This window comes from Streptomyces sp. NBC_00358 (genome assembly GCF_036099295.1).
Taxonomy (GTDB): domain Bacteria; phylum Actinomycetota; class Actinomycetes; order Streptomycetales; family Streptomycetaceae; genus Streptomyces.
In genome coordinates, this window is sequence record NZ_CP107976.1 from 563665 (window position 1) to 577625 (window position 13961).

Annotated in this window: 14 protein-coding genes and 1 pseudogene; 8 read left to right on the top strand and 7 right to left on the bottom strand. The window is 70.8% G+C overall.

Annotated elements, in window-relative coordinates; genetic code table 11:
* Window positions 1–166: 166 nt before the first annotated feature.
* From OHT01_RS02240 to OHT01_RS02260, 5 genes are read left to right on the top strand one after another with little or no spacing between them, the layout of a single operon-like run.
* The gene (locus OHT01_RS02240; protein ID WP_328551376.1) at window positions 167–385 is read left to right on the top strand and encodes a hypothetical protein; all 219 of its coding nucleotides are present in this window, start codon (window positions 167–169) and stop codon (window positions 383–385) included.
* Window positions 382–1425 (top strand): FAD:protein FMN transferase, encoded by a 1044-nt coding sequence (locus OHT01_RS02245; RefSeq protein WP_328551377.1) that lies wholly within the window; start codon window positions 382–384, stop codon window positions 1423–1425. The genes OHT01_RS02240 and OHT01_RS02245 overlap by 4 nt, the downstream gene beginning before the upstream one ends.
* The gene (locus tag OHT01_RS02250; RefSeq protein ID WP_328551378.1) at window positions 1422–2189 is read left to right on the top strand and encodes a ferric reductase-like transmembrane domain-containing protein; all 768 of its coding nucleotides are present in this window, start codon (window positions 1422–1424) and stop codon (window positions 2187–2189) included. The genes OHT01_RS02245 and OHT01_RS02250 overlap by 4 nt, the downstream gene beginning before the upstream one ends.
* Complete coding sequence (locus OHT01_RS02255) at window positions 2186–3502, top strand: NADH-ubiquinone oxidoreductase-F iron-sulfur binding region domain-containing protein (protein ID WP_328551379.1); 1317 nt, start codon at window positions 2186–2188, stop codon at window positions 3500–3502. The genes OHT01_RS02250 and OHT01_RS02255 overlap by 4 nt, the downstream gene beginning before the upstream one ends.
* Entirely contained in the window at window positions 3493–3765 is a 273-nt protein-coding gene (locus tag OHT01_RS02260; RefSeq protein ID WP_328551380.1) for a ferredoxin, read from the top strand. Before OHT01_RS02255 ends, OHT01_RS02260 begins: the two co-directional genes overlap by 10 nt.
* Before the next feature lie 182 nt (window positions 3766–3947).
* Here the strand turns inward: OHT01_RS02260 and OHT01_RS02265 are convergent.
* From OHT01_RS02265 to OHT01_RS02280, 4 genes and pseudogenes are all read right to left on the bottom strand, one after another.
* Window positions 3948–4133, bottom strand: a pseudogene (locus OHT01_RS02265) (hypothetical protein); the annotation flags it as partial.
* A 173-nt stretch (window positions 4134–4306) separates the two neighbouring features.
* The gene (locus tag OHT01_RS02270) at window positions 4307–4807 is read right to left on the bottom strand and encodes a hypothetical protein (RefSeq protein WP_328551381.1); all 501 of its coding nucleotides are present in this window, start codon (window positions 4805–4807) and stop codon (window positions 4307–4309) included.
* Window positions 4808–4815: 8 nt separating this feature from the next.
* Window positions 4816–5670 carry a class I SAM-dependent methyltransferase gene (locus OHT01_RS02275; protein ID WP_328551382.1) on the bottom strand — a complete coding sequence of 285 codons (855 nt, stop codon included), beginning with the start codon at window positions 5668–5670 and terminating at the stop codon, window positions 4816–4818.
* A gap of 301 nt (window positions 5671–5971) precedes the next feature.
* Complete coding sequence (locus OHT01_RS02280; RefSeq protein WP_328551383.1) at window positions 5972–6739, bottom strand: hypothetical protein; 768 nt, start codon at window positions 6737–6739, stop codon at window positions 5972–5974.
* A gap of 318 nt (window positions 6740–7057) precedes the next feature.
* Here OHT01_RS02280 and OHT01_RS02285 point away from each other — a divergent pair, with 318 nt between their 5' ends.
* A complete protein-coding gene (locus OHT01_RS02285; protein WP_328551384.1) occupies window positions 7058–8149 on the top strand; it encodes a phosphatidylinositol-specific phospholipase C domain-containing protein in 1092 nt (363 codons plus the stop codon).
* A gap of 326 nt (window positions 8150–8475) precedes the next feature.
* Here the strand turns inward: OHT01_RS02285 and OHT01_RS02290 are convergent, their stop codons facing one another.
* Window positions 8476–8700: a helix-turn-helix domain-containing protein gene (locus OHT01_RS02290; protein ID WP_328551385.1), complete on the bottom strand. Its 225-nt coding sequence runs from the start codon at window positions 8698–8700 to the stop codon at window positions 8476–8478.
* Complete coding sequence (locus tag OHT01_RS02295; protein WP_328551386.1) at window positions 8700–9320, bottom strand: DUF2975 domain-containing protein; 621 nt, start codon at window positions 9318–9320, stop codon at window positions 8700–8702. The genes OHT01_RS02290 and OHT01_RS02295 overlap by 1 nt, the downstream gene beginning before the upstream one ends.
* 457 nt (window positions 9321–9777) lie before the next feature.
* Between OHT01_RS02295 and OHT01_RS02300 the strand changes: the two genes are divergently transcribed.
* Window positions 9778–11334, top strand: a complete 1557-nt coding sequence (locus tag OHT01_RS02300) for a Re/Si-specific NAD(P)(+) transhydrogenase subunit alpha (RefSeq protein WP_328551387.1) — start codon at window positions 9778–9780, stop codon at window positions 11332–11334.
* 6 nt (window positions 11335–11340) lie between these two features.
* On the top strand, window positions 11341–12795 hold the full coding sequence (gene pntB, locus OHT01_RS02305) for a Re/Si-specific NAD(P)(+) transhydrogenase subunit beta (protein ID WP_328551388.1): 1455 nt from the start codon (window positions 11341–11343) through the stop codon (window positions 12793–12795).
* Window positions 12796–13135: 340 nt separating this feature from the next.
* On the opposite strand, the gene OHT01_RS02310 is transcribed toward pntB, so the two are convergent.
* On the bottom strand, window positions 13136–13552 hold the full coding sequence (locus OHT01_RS02310) for a nuclear transport factor 2 family protein (protein ID WP_328551389.1): 417 nt from the start codon (window positions 13550–13552) through the stop codon (window positions 13136–13138).
* Between the last annotated feature and the right edge of the window lie 409 nt (window positions 13553–13961).

A 13961-nucleotide genomic window follows, 5' to 3' on the forward strand; every position in this document is an offset into this window, starting at 1 on the left:
GTGAAGAACTCCTGAACCGGTTCCCGACGGGCCGCGAGGCAGCCTGGTGAGTGGGACAACCGGCCTACTGGCGAGGAGTTCATCCATGCCGCTTCCTGAGCAGCCCGCAGACTCGGACCGATCCGTGAAGGACGCCGTCCGGCGCCGTGAACGAGGGCGGCGACGCGTGAGCGTCACGACCCGGTGGGCGGCGGCCGCGGCCGTCGCGGGTACCGCGGTACTGGGCGCCGGTTACGCACAGGTGATCCCTGGGATCGCCCAGACCGCCGCACCCGCCGGTCACGGCAGCGGCACGTCCACCGGCACGAGCGGTGGCCTGAAGCCCTCGGGCCAGGCGCCCACGCCGACCCCGCAAGCGCCGCAGACCCAGTCGGGTGCGTCGTGAACGCCGCACCGGCGGGCGCCCTCGGTCGCCCCGGAACCGGCACGCGCACCACACCCCCGGCCGGAACCGCTCGCCCCGCCACCAACCGTCCGGCCCACGCGGAGCCAGCCACAGCGGTCTTCTCCGCTCTCGGTACCACGGCCGTGCTGCTCACCGCGAACCCGGCCCGCGCCGACGACGCACTGCTGATCCTGCGGGCGGAGCTGGCCGCCATCGACGCGGCGTGCAGCCGGTTTCGTCCCGACTCAGAGCTCTCCCGCGCCAACGTCACGGCCTGCGCCGGGCCGGTGCCGGTGAGCGCCCTGCTCGCCGAGGCACTGGAGACGGCCCTGCGCGCCGCCGAACTCACCGACGGCGCCGTCGACCCCACGGTGGGCCCGGCGGTCGCGGCTCTCGGCTACGACCGCACGTTCACCCAGGTGGCCGCACGGCAGCCCGAGGACACCGGACCGACGACCGCGCCACTCCCCGCCGCAGGCTGGCGAACCGTCCGCTGGGACCCCGCGCTGCGCCTTCTGCGCCTTCCCGCCGGAACCACACTCGACCTCGGCGCCACGGCCAAGGCCTTGGCCGCCGACCGGGCGGCCCGGCGGGCCGCCGCGGCGGTGGGCTGCGGCGTCCTGGTCAACCTCGGCGGCGACCTGTCGGCGGCCGGCGATCCGCCGGACGGCGGCTGGCGGGTCGCGATCGCCGACGACCACGCGGCCCCGGACGTGGGCGCCGGACACCCGGTCGTCTCGATCCGTGACGGCGGCCTCGCCACGTCCGGCACCACCGTACGGACCTGGCGCCGCGGTGGCCGGACGCTGCACCACATCGTCGACCCGGCCACCGGCGACATCCCGCCGCCCGTCTGGCGCACCGTCAGTGTCGCCGCGGCCAGTTGCGTGGACGCCAACACCGCCACCACCGCCGCCCTGGTCCTCGGCGAACGCGCCCCCGACTGGCTGCGCGGCACCGGGCTTCCGGCCCGTCTCGTCCGCACCGACGGAAGGCTGCTGTACCTGGGGGCCTGGCCTGCCGACGGAGACGGCCGATGAACGGTGCCCTCCTGACAGCTTCGGGTCCGAGCCCGCTCTGGTACGCCACCCGGGCCAGCGGCACGGTCTCCCTGGTCCTGTTGACCGCGGCGGTCGCGCTCGGCATCGCGGCGGCGGGCAAGTACGCGCCGTTGCGGCTGGGCCGGTTCGAGGTGTCCGCGCTGCACCGCAATCTGTCGCTGCTCAGCCTGGCCTTCCTGGGACTGCACATCGTCACCGCCATCACCGACGGCTACGCCCACCTGACCTGGCCGACGGCGTTCGTCCCCTTCGTGGCCTCCTACCGTCCGCTCTGGGTCGGCCTGGGCGCGGTGGCCCTCGACCTCCTGCTGGCGGTCGCTCTCACCAGCGCCGTACGCGGGCGCCTGGGCCGCCGCCGGTGGAAGGCGGTGCACTGGCTGGCGTACGCGGCCTGGCCGGTGGCGCTCTTCCACGCGGCCGGTACCGGCACGGACACCCGCCTGAGCCCGCAACTCGCGCTGTACGGGGCCTGTCTCCTGACCGTCGTGGTCGCCGTCTGGTGGCGGCTGGTCCGGGCCGGGACGCAGGCGGACCGGGTCCGCCGGTGGGCGACGGCGGGCACGCTGCTGGTGCCCGCGACGCTGGTCGCCTTCCTGGCCGCGGGCCCGTTGCAGCCGGGCTGGGCGCACCGCGCGGGCGGCACGACACAGGCGCCCGCCACCGCCCCGTCCACCCCCCACCCGTCACCGACGCCCCAACAGCACCCCCAGCAGGACGAACACGAGGGAGACGACGCCGAATGAACTCCGACACCGCCACCGTCCTCGCCGGAGAGCATCCGGCGGCGCCCTGCGGCCCGTACGGCGAACGCCTGCTGTCCGGCTGGTACGACACCGGCCGGCCCGCCGACCTCACGGAACACCTCGCCCGCTACGGCCCTCCCCCGCTGCTCCAGGCACGCGGTCGCGGGAGCGCCATGCCACTGGTGCGCGCCGTGGAGGAGGCCGGGCTCACCGGCCGGGGCGGCGGCGGCTTTCCGACCGGCCGCAAGCTCCGCTCGGTAGCCGGAGCCAGGGGGCCGGCCGTGCTCGTCGCCAATGGGATGGAGAGCGAGCCGGCCAGCCACAAGGACGAGGTGTTGCTGTCCTTCGCCCCGCACCTCGTTCTGGACGGCGCGGCTCTGGCCGCCGTCGCGGTCGGCGCGAACGCGGTGCATCTGTGTCTGCCCCGCACACGGGCGGCGCAGGTCGACCAGCTCACCGCGGCGGTCGCGGAGCGGCGCCGTGCCGGGCTCGACCCGGTGCCGGTGCAGGTCCACGCGCTGCCTCACCACTTCGTCTCCAGTGAGGAGACGTCCCTGGTCAACTGGCTGAACGGCGGTGACGCCCGCCCCCGGTCCACCCCGCCGCGCCCCTTCGAGAAGGGCGTCGCCAAACGGCCCACCCTGATCGGCAATGTGGAGACCCTGGCCCACCTGGCGCTGATCGCCCGCTACGGCCCCGCATGGTTCCGCGCGAGCGGAAGCTCCCAAGCACCGGGCACCGCGCTGGTCACGGTCTCGGGCGCCGTTCGTCGGCCGGGGGTGTACGAGATCCCGGCGGGGAGCTCCGTGACGGCGGCACTGAGCCGGGCCGGCGGACCGCACGGACGGCTCGGCGCCGTGCTCGCGGGCGGCTTCTTCGGCAGCTGGCTTCCGGTGCCGCTGAGCACCACGGCGCCGGAACGGGGCGCGGGTGTCCTGGTGGCGCTGCCCGAAGGAGCCTGCGGGCTGGCCGAGACGGCAGCCGCGATGAGCTACCTGGCAGCGCAGAGCGCCCGGCAGTGCGGGCCGTGCCGGTTCGGCCTGCCGTCCGTCGCCGAGGACTTCGTCGCGCTCGCCCGGGGCCACGCCGACGCCCAGTTGCTGAACCGGCTGCACCGCCGCCTCGGACTGCTCCCGCGGCGTGGCGCGTGCAGCCATCCCGACGGCGCGGAGCGGCTGGCCGCCTCGGCGCTGCGGGTCTTCGCCGACGACGTCCACCGGCATGTGCACACCGGACCGTGCGGGGACGCGTTCGCCCCCCTCGTCCTGCCGGTGCCCGACGCCCGGCCCCCGGAGGAGGAGGAATGGCGGTGACCCGTGCCCGGACCCACGTACTCGCCGTCGATTTCGCCGCCTGTGACGGCCATGGACTCTGCGCCGAATTGCTGCCCGAACTGATCGGCTCGGACGAATGGGGCTACCCCGTGCTCAGGGACTCCACGGTCCCGCCGGACCTGCTGGCCCACGCCCGACGCGCGGTCGCCGCCTGCCCGGTGATGGCACTCCGCCTGAACCGCGTACCCGCTCCCGCACCCGGCCGGCTCCCGAGCCGCACCTCTCGGCCGGCAGGCGCTTGACGACGCCCGACGGTGATCGGGGTCGTCCCGGGGTTACGACGGAGGCGAGCTGAGCACCGCCGAGATCTAGCGGGGCAGGGTACTAGCGGACCGCTCCAGGCAGCGTCAGATGGCAGCGTCCCGGCGTCGACCGGGCGGCGCGGGCGCCAGGCGCAACGCGAGGGAGCGGTCGGAAGCACGACGAGCGAAGACTCCCGGCGGTTGTAGCAGCCGGCCACATAGGTTCCCGGGTGGTGCACCAGGCCGGCCCGGCACTCGGGCAGCGCACCGCGCGTGGCGAAGTAGCCGTTGCCGAGCGTGCAGAGCGATTCAGGCAACCGCTCGGCGGCTGGGTCGTAGCCTGTCAACTCCCACGGCCACTCCGACATCAGCCACCTGTCCTCTCCTCCGGAGGTCGTGGGGTCCAGGAGCGCCTGGTGTGTGCGGTGATCCCACGCCGTCGGGCGGCGTCATCGGCCAGCGGCATGCAGTCCACGGGCTCTTGCGACGGATTGCGCCAGGCTCGTACCGCCGTCAGGCCGCACGGCGTCGTACGACTTCTCTATTGCATGTGGCGGTACCAGTGTCGGTGCACCGCAGGCTCGACGCACAGTACGGCGGCGCCTGCGATCGTCCCGATCAGAAGGGCGGACCCGCCACCGCCGTTGAGGACCGCGCCGAGGCAGGCGGCGGCGATGGCGAGCGGGCGCAGCAGGGTCAGCGGGCCGAGGCCGACGACCACCGCGAGGGTGCTGGCGCGGAACGGCAGGGCGAAGTAGGCGGCGAGCGAGAGCAGTACGGCGCCGGCGTAGACGGTCAGCGGGAGCAGGTAGCCGAGGCCGCCGGCAGTCAAAGTGCCGTAGGTCCGTGCCTGGTCGTTTGTGGTCAGTAGCAGGAGAACGGCGATCAGCGTGGGGGCGAGCAGCAGGACAGCCCCGACGGCCAGTCCACGCAGGGCGGCTCGGGTGGTGGCACGCTGCTTGCGGATGCGGGCGTCGGTGCCCGCGTAGGCACGGAAGCCGCTGAACGCCGCGTCGACCAGGCCGAGAAGGAGGAGCGGCATGGCGGGCGTCATCGGGCGGCCTCGGCGAGGTGCTCCGGGCCGACTATGCGGCGCGCGTCACGCCCGAGGGCTCGGCGAAGCGGGGCCTCGAACTGCGGGCGCACTCCTATGATCGGGCGCAGTGTGGTGCAGAACGGGTTCACCGCTCCGCGCGGCTCGTACAACAGTGCGTGGATGCCCGGTACCGCGGCGGCACGCAGAAGTGTCTCGTCACTGTGGGCGCGCAGCGCGGAGACGACGCCGTCGTGACGGCCGAGCGGGTTGCGCATCCTGGCACGGTGGAAGACCCAGGCGCCAACGGGTGCGAGACGGGTGGCGGCGATGTCGAAGTGGCAGAAGGCATGGGCCGGTGAGGCGGCCTGGGCCTGGAAGAACTCGGCCAGTGCGGCGCCGCGGAAATGGTGCAGTACGCCGGTGGAGACGTAGACGGTCGCCGCTTCCGGTAGGTCGAAGGCGTTCCCGTGGACGAAGCGGCAGTCGAGCCCCTCCGCGTGGGCAAGTCGGTCTGCCTCGCCGACCAGCGTGGCGTCGAGGTCGACCCCGACCAACTCGACGTCCGGACCGAGGGCGTTGGTGGTCGCAAGCCAGCGGACCAGGTAGCCCAGCCCGCAACCGACATCGACCAGGCGGTACGGCCCGGCATGCCCGGCAGTCGCCCGAATCGCCGCGAACAGGGGGCCGAGCACGTGGAGCATCCGTTCGCCGATCCGCAGTTCCTCGCTCAGTCGCTGGAGCTCGGTGTGCACGCTGATGAGCAGGCGGTCCACGGTGTACGGGTCCAGTACGCCGTCCTGGTCCATGGGCAGCCCGGCAACGATCCGGGCCGCGCGCTTGTCCCCGCTCTCGCGAAGCTGCCGGAGCACCTCCGCACGCTGGACCGGTAGCCGGTGGCCGGTATGTGGATCCACCGCCGTGATCAGGTCGGAAATCTCAACAAGCTGCTGCACGAGGCACAACCCTACGACCTCCCCCCACCCCTCCGGCGGGCCTGTTGTCCCCGACGTACAGCGCCCGCCACCGCCGCGTCCCATGGGTACCGATGGTGTGTCTCCGCCGACACGGATGTCGTGGTGCCGGGTACGGCTCAGTGTCCGTCCGGCGCCTCGTGCGCGCGACGCTCAGAACCGTGTGCCCTGCGGTGTCATGCCGACCTGCGGAGACAGCTCAGTGCCCCGGTCTCCCGAGGATGTCCGTCCCCGCGAGCACGGAGGCTGTCAGGTAACTGAGCAGGGCAGGGATGCCCATCGTGGCCATCATCATCCAAAAACCCCAGAGCCTGTGCATCGCCCGGGGGATGCGGGAGCGTGGGGTGATTCCGAGCGCGGTGCGGGCGTGACGGGTAATTCTCACGGTCGTCAAACCGTTCGGGCCAGGGCGCACATCTGGCGCCTGGAGGGCACGGCGGAGGGCCGCGTTGATCGCGGGCCCGTTGTCGACAGTGAGCCGGATCCCATGCCGGTCGTGCAGGTGGAACTCGTCGAGGTAGCCGCCGGTTCGCTGAATCGTCTCGAAGCGTCGCACGCTGACCAGGCCATCGAGATCCAGTGTGCGCACACCGGTGAGCGTCCTGGCGGACACCAGGTGCCGGTCATCCAGCACATCGGGGGCCGGATCCCACCCCCACCCATAGCGGAGGCCCAGGAGCAGGGAACCCGCGAAGGCACCGGTCAGCGCGGATATCCCGGTACAGGCGTCACCCCATACATGGGCACGAATCAGGATCACGTCGACGAGCAACACCACTGCCCACCCCGCCGAGACGCCGAACGCTCCTCGCAGCCTCCGACGACGGGCGTCCGGAGCCGTCACGGGACCGGGGACGGCAACGGCGGCCAAGCGGCGATTCGCGCGGTGCGCGGCACGTGTCAGGCGTCGGCGACTGCGGGCCAACTCGGCCTCGACCTGCCGCCACTCGCGATCGGGCTCGTCCACGGGCACAGCATAGGCATCGGTGCGATACGCCCGTAGATATCGGGCTTCCCGAGCAGAATCGCGCTCCGCCGTCGGCCGGGGCGACCGCCTCACGGAACCGGGGCCGTCTCCCACCGGTCGTGTCCGTTGCGCACCCGCCGCCTGCGTAAGAGGAGCAGAGCTCGGCAGGCTGCGGACGGCTGGAAAAGATCGGCCGGAATCGTAGCTGACAGCAGGATTCTAGATCGCGTTATGTGTCATGTCTCCGTCGATTAATGCTTGGCCGTCACCGTCCAGACGGAGAGTCACCCCCACGATGGAGGAACCGTGACCGGTTCGATGAGCCGCCTTAGACTTCCCCTCCGCCCGCTCGCGGCACCGCGTACCGCGCTGCTCGGCATACTGAGTCTGTGCCTTGCGTCCGGCGCCGTCGGAGGCGTCACCGCCTCCGCCTCCGCCGACGACACGAACTCGCTCCAGTTGTCCGGCACCACCACGTCCGGAATCCACAACACCTACGACCCCAGCTCGTTCACCTACCTCGCGCAGGGCCTCGACACCGGCACCTCGATGATCGAACTGGACGTCTGGGACGACGTCTTCACCCAGGAGTGGAAGGTCAGCCACAGCAGCCTGACCAGCAACAGCAACAACTGTGTCAACGCCTCCTCGGCCGCCGACCTGTACACCGGCGGCACCAACAAGGACCTGGAGAGCTGCCTGGACGACGTCCGGGTATGGCTCGGGGCGCACCCGGGCCACGGGCCGCTGATCATCAAGCTGGAGATGAAGGCCGGCTTCCAGGCCAACCTCGGGATGAGCCCGGCCAAGCTGGACCAGTCGATCACCGCGCACCTGGGGAGCCTGGTCTACAAGCCGAACGATCTGTTGAACAAGCCCGGCGGTGGCCAGTACGCCACCCTCGACGACGCGGCCAAGGCCGGAAACTGGCCGACCCGGGCGCAGTTGGCGGGCAAGGTGCTGCTGGAGGTCATCCCCGGCACGGTCGAGGAGGGCAACCCGACCGACACCCTGTGGACGGACAAGGAGTACGCGACGTACCTGCGCAACCTGCACACCGCGGGCACCACCGCGCAGGCGAACATCTTCCCCTCGGTCCACAATGCCGCCTCGGGTGACCCGCGCACCCGTTACTCGGACACGACGCTGCGGCCCTGGTTCGTCGCCTTCGACGGTGACGCGTCGGCATACATCAACAACGGCATCGACACGAGTTGGTACGACACCAACCACTATCTGCTGTTCATGACGGACTCGCAGAATGTGTCGCCGGCTCTCGACGACGTCAGCCCGTCGGCGTCGGACGCCTCGGCACGGGTCGCTCTGCTGGCCAAGGCGCATGCCACGGTGGCGTCGAACGACTGGCGGGGCCTGCCGGACGTGCAGTCGCTGGTCCTGCCACGCGGCTGATCCACGACTGGTCCATGGCTGGTCATGGCTGGTCCACCGCTGATGCACGGCTGGTCCTCGGTTCTGCCGCTGAATCGCTCAACCGCTCAACCGCCGGGTGCCCCGGTCGGCCGAAAGGCCGACCGGGGCACCCGGCTTCGCGCGTGACACGTCACGCGCGGCGGGTGACGGGTGACGGGTGGCGGCCCTCGATCCACCGATGTGTCGGGCGGTGCGGCTCCCACCGGCCCGGCGACGCACCTACGGGCTTTCCTCGACGAAGGCCACACGGTAAGGGGGGTACACGGCGCCCTCATACGAATTGCCGGCCATGCCGAGGACCGGGGTCAGTCCTCGCGGATGCCGAGCAGGTCACCGGGTTGGCATTTCAGTTCGCGGCAGATCGCGGTGAGGGTGGAGAAGCGGATCGCCTTCGCCCGGTCGTTCTTCAGGACGGAGAGGTTGACCACCGTCACATCGACCCTGGCCGCCAGTTCGGACAGAGTCATGCCGCGCTCGGCCAGCAGTCGGTCCAGGTGGACCTTGACCCGATGCTCGTCCTCCGGCGGCATCAGACCAGCCCGTCGGCGTCGGCGCGGAGCTTCGTACCACGCCGAAAGACCTCGCCCAGGGCCAGGATGAGGAAGGCGAGCAGGACGTACTCGCCGGTGAACGTGACCGAGGCGGGGATCTGTTCAGCCATGGGGGTGCCGCTCACCAGCGCCTGTGTGGTGAACGCCGGGAGCACAGGGGAGAGTACGGCGTGCACCAGCACCGTGAGCCCAATGACGCTCAAGCGGCGGGCGTTCTTCGGCACGAAGACATCGCCGTCTCGCAGTGTCTTGGCCACCCGAAGGAGAAGGGCCAGGACGAGGAGCAGGAGAAGGCCGCCTATGACGTCCGGCAGTGCGAGCAACAGGCGCTGGTTCAGGTCGGGGTGGGCGAAGGCCAGGTCGGCCTGGTGAGTGCCGGTGAGGGTCATGCCGTGGCCCGCCACCGCGTCGGTCACCTCGCCCGGCACCCGGGTCGCGGTCTCGACCTTTACCTCGCGGGTGTCCACAGGGTCGATGAGGCCGACCACCCCGAAGACCGGGAGCAGTACCCCGAAGACGCCGACGAACAGGGCGGCCAGGCCCAGAGCCGCCTCCAGCAGTCGGTTGTCGGTCCGGCCCCACCAGGACTTCGTACCCATGGTTCCCCCTAGTCACCGACAGCGCACATATCGCTTATCGATAGTATCGATAAGCGATATGTGTGCTGTCAAGGCAATCGAACGCTCCCTGGAGGCCGGGGCCCCGGTCGTGCGGACGGCCGACGACGCGGTCTGCGACGGCAACTCCGGCTGCGCGGCCCCCTGGAGAGGATCGGGCTCGACTACCCGCGGGTGTGGCGCAGGCTCCGCCGGGGCTGTCGGGAGCCGGACCGATCCCCATTTATGAGGCACCGATTCGGTGGGGAGCGTTTCCAGAACGCCGGATTACGGCGCCCTGCTGTCGTCCTCGACACGGCCCTCGCGTGAAACAAGTCACGGTTGCCCACTGTGCCAAACAGCCTGCTCCACCATGTAAGTTCCTGCGTCCAAGGGGTGCCGACTCCCCCGATCACCCATACGTGCCAGCACATCTGCGCCCCCTCAGGGAGACATTGCCATGCCCGCACAAGAATCGGCCCATCACCCGCCTCAGCGCATCGGAGTGGTGGCCGAGTCCACTCCCGGGGAGACCCGTGTCGCGGCGACTCCCGCCACAGTGCGCCAGTTGGTGGGGCTGGGCTATGACGTCGTCGTCGAGTCGGACGCCGGTACGGCATCGGGCTTCGCGGACGACACCTACTGCGAGGCGGGGGCACAGATAGGCGACGCCTGGCAGGCGGACGTCGTACTGAAGGTCAACTCCCCCTCGACGGGCGAGATCGCGCGCGTGCCGGACGGTGCGACGCTGATCGGGCTGATCAGCCCGGCCCAGCAGTCCGACCTGCTCGCGGAGCTCGCGAGCCGGCCGATCACCGTGCTGGCCCTGGACGCGGTACCGCGGATCTCGCGGGCGCAGTCGATGGACGTGCTCAGTTCCATGGCCAACATCGCCGGCTACCGAGCCGTGATCGAGGCGGCGCACGTGTTCGGGCGCTTCTTCACCGGCCAGGTGACGGCTGCGGGCAAGGTCCCGCCCGCGAAGGTACTGGTGGCCGGCGTCGGTGTGGCGGGGCTGGCCGCGATCGGGGCCGCCTCCAGTCTCGGCGCGATCGTCCGGGCGACCGATCCGCGACCGGAAGTGGCCGACCAGGTCCGGTCGTTGGGTGGCGAATACCTCGCGGTGAACGTCGCGCAGGAGGAGAGCACCGACGGCTACGCCAAGGCGACCTCCGCCGACTACGACCGCGCCGCGGCCGAGCTGTACCACGGGCAGGCGAAGGACGTGGACATCGTCATCACGACCGCGCTGATCCCGGGCCGCCCCGCCCCGCGCCTGCTCACCGCCGAGGATGTGGCGGCGATGAAGCCCGGCAGCGTCATCGTCGACATGGCCGCGGCCCAGGGCGGCAACGTCGCGGGGACCGTCGCGGGCCGCACCGTGGTCACCGACAACGACGTCACCATCATCGGGTACACCGATCTGGCGTCCCGGCTGCCCACCCAGGCCTCACAGCTGTTCGGCACCAACCTGGTGAACCTGATCAAGCTGCTGACGCCCGGCAAGGACGGCCGGCTGGTCATCGACTTCGACGACGTGGTCCAGCGTGCGGTGACCGTGGTGCGCGAGGGCGAGATCACCTGGCCTCCACCGCCCGTGGCCGTCTCGGCCTCGCCCGCCGCGCAGCCCGCCCCCGTGGCAGCGGCCGCACAGCCCAAGGAGCCGCGGCTCACCCCGGCGGCCCGGTTCGGCCTGATCGGTGCCGGCATGCTGGCGATGTTCGCCCTGGTGGCCTTCGCACCGGCACAACTCGCGGCGAACTTCACGGTCTTCACACTGGCGGTGGTGATCGGCTACTACGTGATCGGCAAGGTGCACCACGCGTTGCACACGCCGCTGATGTCGGTCACCAACGCGATCTCCGGGATCGTGGTGATCGGCGCGCTGCTGCAGATCGGGCACGAGAGCGCGGTCGTCACGACGCTCGCGTTCGTGGCGATCCTGCTGACGAGCGTGAACGTCTTCGGCGGCTTCGCCGTCACCCGCCGCATGCTGTCCATGTTCTCGAAGGGCTGAGCCGCAATGACGTCAACCACAGCCTCCCACGCCGCGGACCTGGTCGCCGCCCTGCTGTTCGTCCTCAGTCTGGCGGGGCTCTCCCAGCACCGCACCTCCCGTGCCGGTGTCGTGTACGGCATCGCCGGCATGGCACTCGCACTGGTCGCCACCGTCGTGCTCGCGGCACAGAGCATCACCGCGGGCGCGGTCGCGCTGATCGGTGTCGCGATGGTGCTGGGCGCCGCGATCGGTATCTGGCGCGCGCGGCAGGTCGAGATGACCCAGATGCCCGAACTCATCGCCGTGCTGCACAGCTTCGTCGGTCTCGCCGCTGTGCTGGTCGGCTGGGACAGCTACCTGGAGGTCGAGGCGCACGGGGCCGCGCAGACCCACGTCGCGGCCGACCTGCTGGAGATCCACCACGCAGAGGTGTTCATCGGCATCTTCATCGGGGCGGTCACCTTCACCGGCTCGATCGTGGCGTTCCTCAAGCTGTCGGCGCGCATCAAGTCCCGTCCGCTGGTCCTGCCGGGCAAGAACGCGCTCAACGTCGCGGCACTGGCGGCGTTCGCCGCGCTGACGGTCTGCTTCACGATCAGCCCCGGCCTCGGCCTGATGATCGCCGTGACCGTGCTCGCGCTCGTCCTGGGCTGGCATCTCGTCGCCTCGATCGGCGGCGGCGACATGCCGGTCGTCGTCTCCATGCTCAACAGCTACTCCGGCTGGGCCGCGGCGGCTGCGGGATTCCTCCTCGACAACAACCTGCTCATCGTCACGGGCGCGCTGGTCGGATCCTCGGGTGCCTACCTGTCCTTCATCATGTGCAAGGCGATGAACCGGTCCTTCCTCTCCGTCATCGCGGGCGGATTCGGCATCGAGGCTCCCGCGAGCGGGGACGAGGAACAGGGCGAGCACCGCGAGATCCACGCCCAGGAGGTGGCCGACCTTCTGACCCAGGCCCGGTCCGTCGTCATCACCCCCGGCTACGGCATGGCCGTGGCACAGGCGCAGCACCCGGTCGCCGAGCTCACGCGTCAACTGCGCGAGCGCGGTGTGGAGGTCCGGTTCGGCGTCCACCCCGTGGCGGGCCGTCTGCCCGGGCACATGAACGTGCTGCTCGCCGAGGCCAAGGTGCCGTACGACATCGTTCTGGAGATGGACGAGATCAACGACGACCTCGCCGACACTTCTGTCGTCCTGGTCATCGGCGCCAACGACACCGTCAACCCGGCCGCGACGGACGACCCCACCAGCCCGATCGCGGGCATGCCGGTACTGCGGGTGTGGGAGGCGGAGCAGGTCGTCGTCTTCAAGCGCTCCATGGCCTCCGGCTACGCGGGCGTGCAGAACCCGCTGTTCTTCCGCGAGAACAGCAGCATGCTCTTCGGCGATGCCAAGCAGAGCGTCGAGGAGATTCTTCGCGCCCTCGCCTCCGACCCCCGCAGCCAGGCCCCGAGCGAGGCCGCACTCGCCCGCTAGGGCCCGTGCCCGGGGCGGCCGTCTGCTTCCGCTTCACGCACGGGCGCCCCGCCATCCCCGCCCAGCAGCCCCGTCCCGCCTTCTCTGTTCACGCCTTTCGGCACGGCCCACCGGCTACCACGTGCGCTGCTCTACGTGGGAGGACACCCGGTGGGCCTTGCGCTTTCCGGGGCGTTGCCCCCGTAGACGTAGACCACGCGGCGTGCCGCCTTGAGGCGGGAGGTGGGTGCCCGAGTCGGCGACCCCGGACGGCAGCGCCTGCAGCACTTCCGCCGCAAAGGCGACGGTGTCCACCACGCCATGGTCGGCATCGCCCGCCCGCACGATGTCGTCCTCACGGTCAGCCGGGCGTTGTCATCCCGCCCAAGGGAGTTCGGCGTGGCGACACCCTGCGATGGCTGATCCGCCAGCCGTCGGCGGTGCGCACGACGGTGTCTTGGTAGGAGACGGAACCGCAGGAGCCGTCGGCCTTGATACCCAGGCCCTTGGAACGGACCTGCACCCGGCCGTCCGCCGATGCCGTGACGACGACGTTGGTGACGTGATGAGCGACAGGATTGGCCGCTCCCAGCGCCCATGCCGCCTGTCTGATGGCCGCCACCCCGCACAGCGGCTTCTCGCCGAAGTCGGTGAGGTCGTAGACCACATCGGCGGTGAACAACTCCTCCAACCGGTCAAGGCTTCCATCGTCAACGAGGTGCCCGTGCAACGAGACCAGTTCGGTGATGGCCAGGCGGTCTTCAACAGCGAGAGACACACGCGTCCTTTCCGGCCCTGCGCGGAAAGCACCGGGCCGAGCATCGATCCGACGTCAGCACGGCACCCCCACTCGACGCGTTCGCATGTGTCCGGCAAGAGCGGGGCGGCGGTGCACGTCGCGATCGTCCCGTACCGACGGCCGGCCTGCCACCGACTTGCCCATCCGCACCGTGACACCAACAGCGAAGCACGGCTTACAGGGCAGCCCCTGCTCCTCGTTTCGGAATGATCTCGGTCCGCGCTGCTGGAGCGGCGGCCCGACCCGACCGGTGAACAGGATGACCACCCGGTTTGAAAGGTCGGACCGATCTGTGACGAGACGGGCCCGCTGCTCTGCTTCGGCGCGCGCTGGAACGTGGCCGAGGAGGCTTCGGCGTTCGCCATCGTTTCCGCAGTTCAGGGGGTCT

Bases quoted from the DNA above. Each gene is read 5' to 3' on its own strand.
- OHT01_RS02255 (WP_328551379.1), top strand. From the start codon at position 2,186: ATGAACTCCGACACCGCCACCGTCCTCGCCGGAGAGCATCCGGCGGCG.
- OHT01_RS02285 (WP_328551384.1), top strand. From the start codon at position 7,058: ATGAGCCGCCTTAGACTTCCCCTCCGCCCGCTCGCGGCACCGCGTACC.
- OHT01_RS02260 (WP_328551380.1), top strand. From the start codon at position 3,493: ATGGCGGTGACCCGTGCCCGGACCCACGTACTCGCCGTCGATTTCGCC.
- OHT01_RS02295 (WP_328551386.1), bottom strand. From the start codon at position 9,320: ATGGGTACGAAGTCCTGGTGGGGCCGGACCGACAACCGACTGCTGGAG.
- OHT01_RS02250 (WP_328551378.1), top strand. From the start codon at position 1,422: ATGAACGGTGCCCTCCTGACAGCTTCGGGTCCGAGCCCGCTCTGGTAC.
- OHT01_RS02300 (WP_328551387.1), top strand. From the start codon at position 9,778: ATGCCCGCACAAGAATCGGCCCATCACCCGCCTCAGCGCATCGGAGTG.
- OHT01_RS02270 (WP_328551381.1), bottom strand. From the start codon at position 4,807: ATGCCGCTCCTCCTTCTCGGCCTGGTCGACGCGGCGTTCAGCGGCTTC.
- pntB (WP_328551388.1), top strand. From the start codon at position 11,341: ATGACGTCAACCACAGCCTCCCACGCCGCGGACCTGGTCGCCGCCCTG.
- OHT01_RS02290 (WP_328551385.1), bottom strand. From the start codon at position 8,700: ATGCCGCCGGAGGACGAGCATCGGGTCAAGGTCCACCTGGACCGACTG.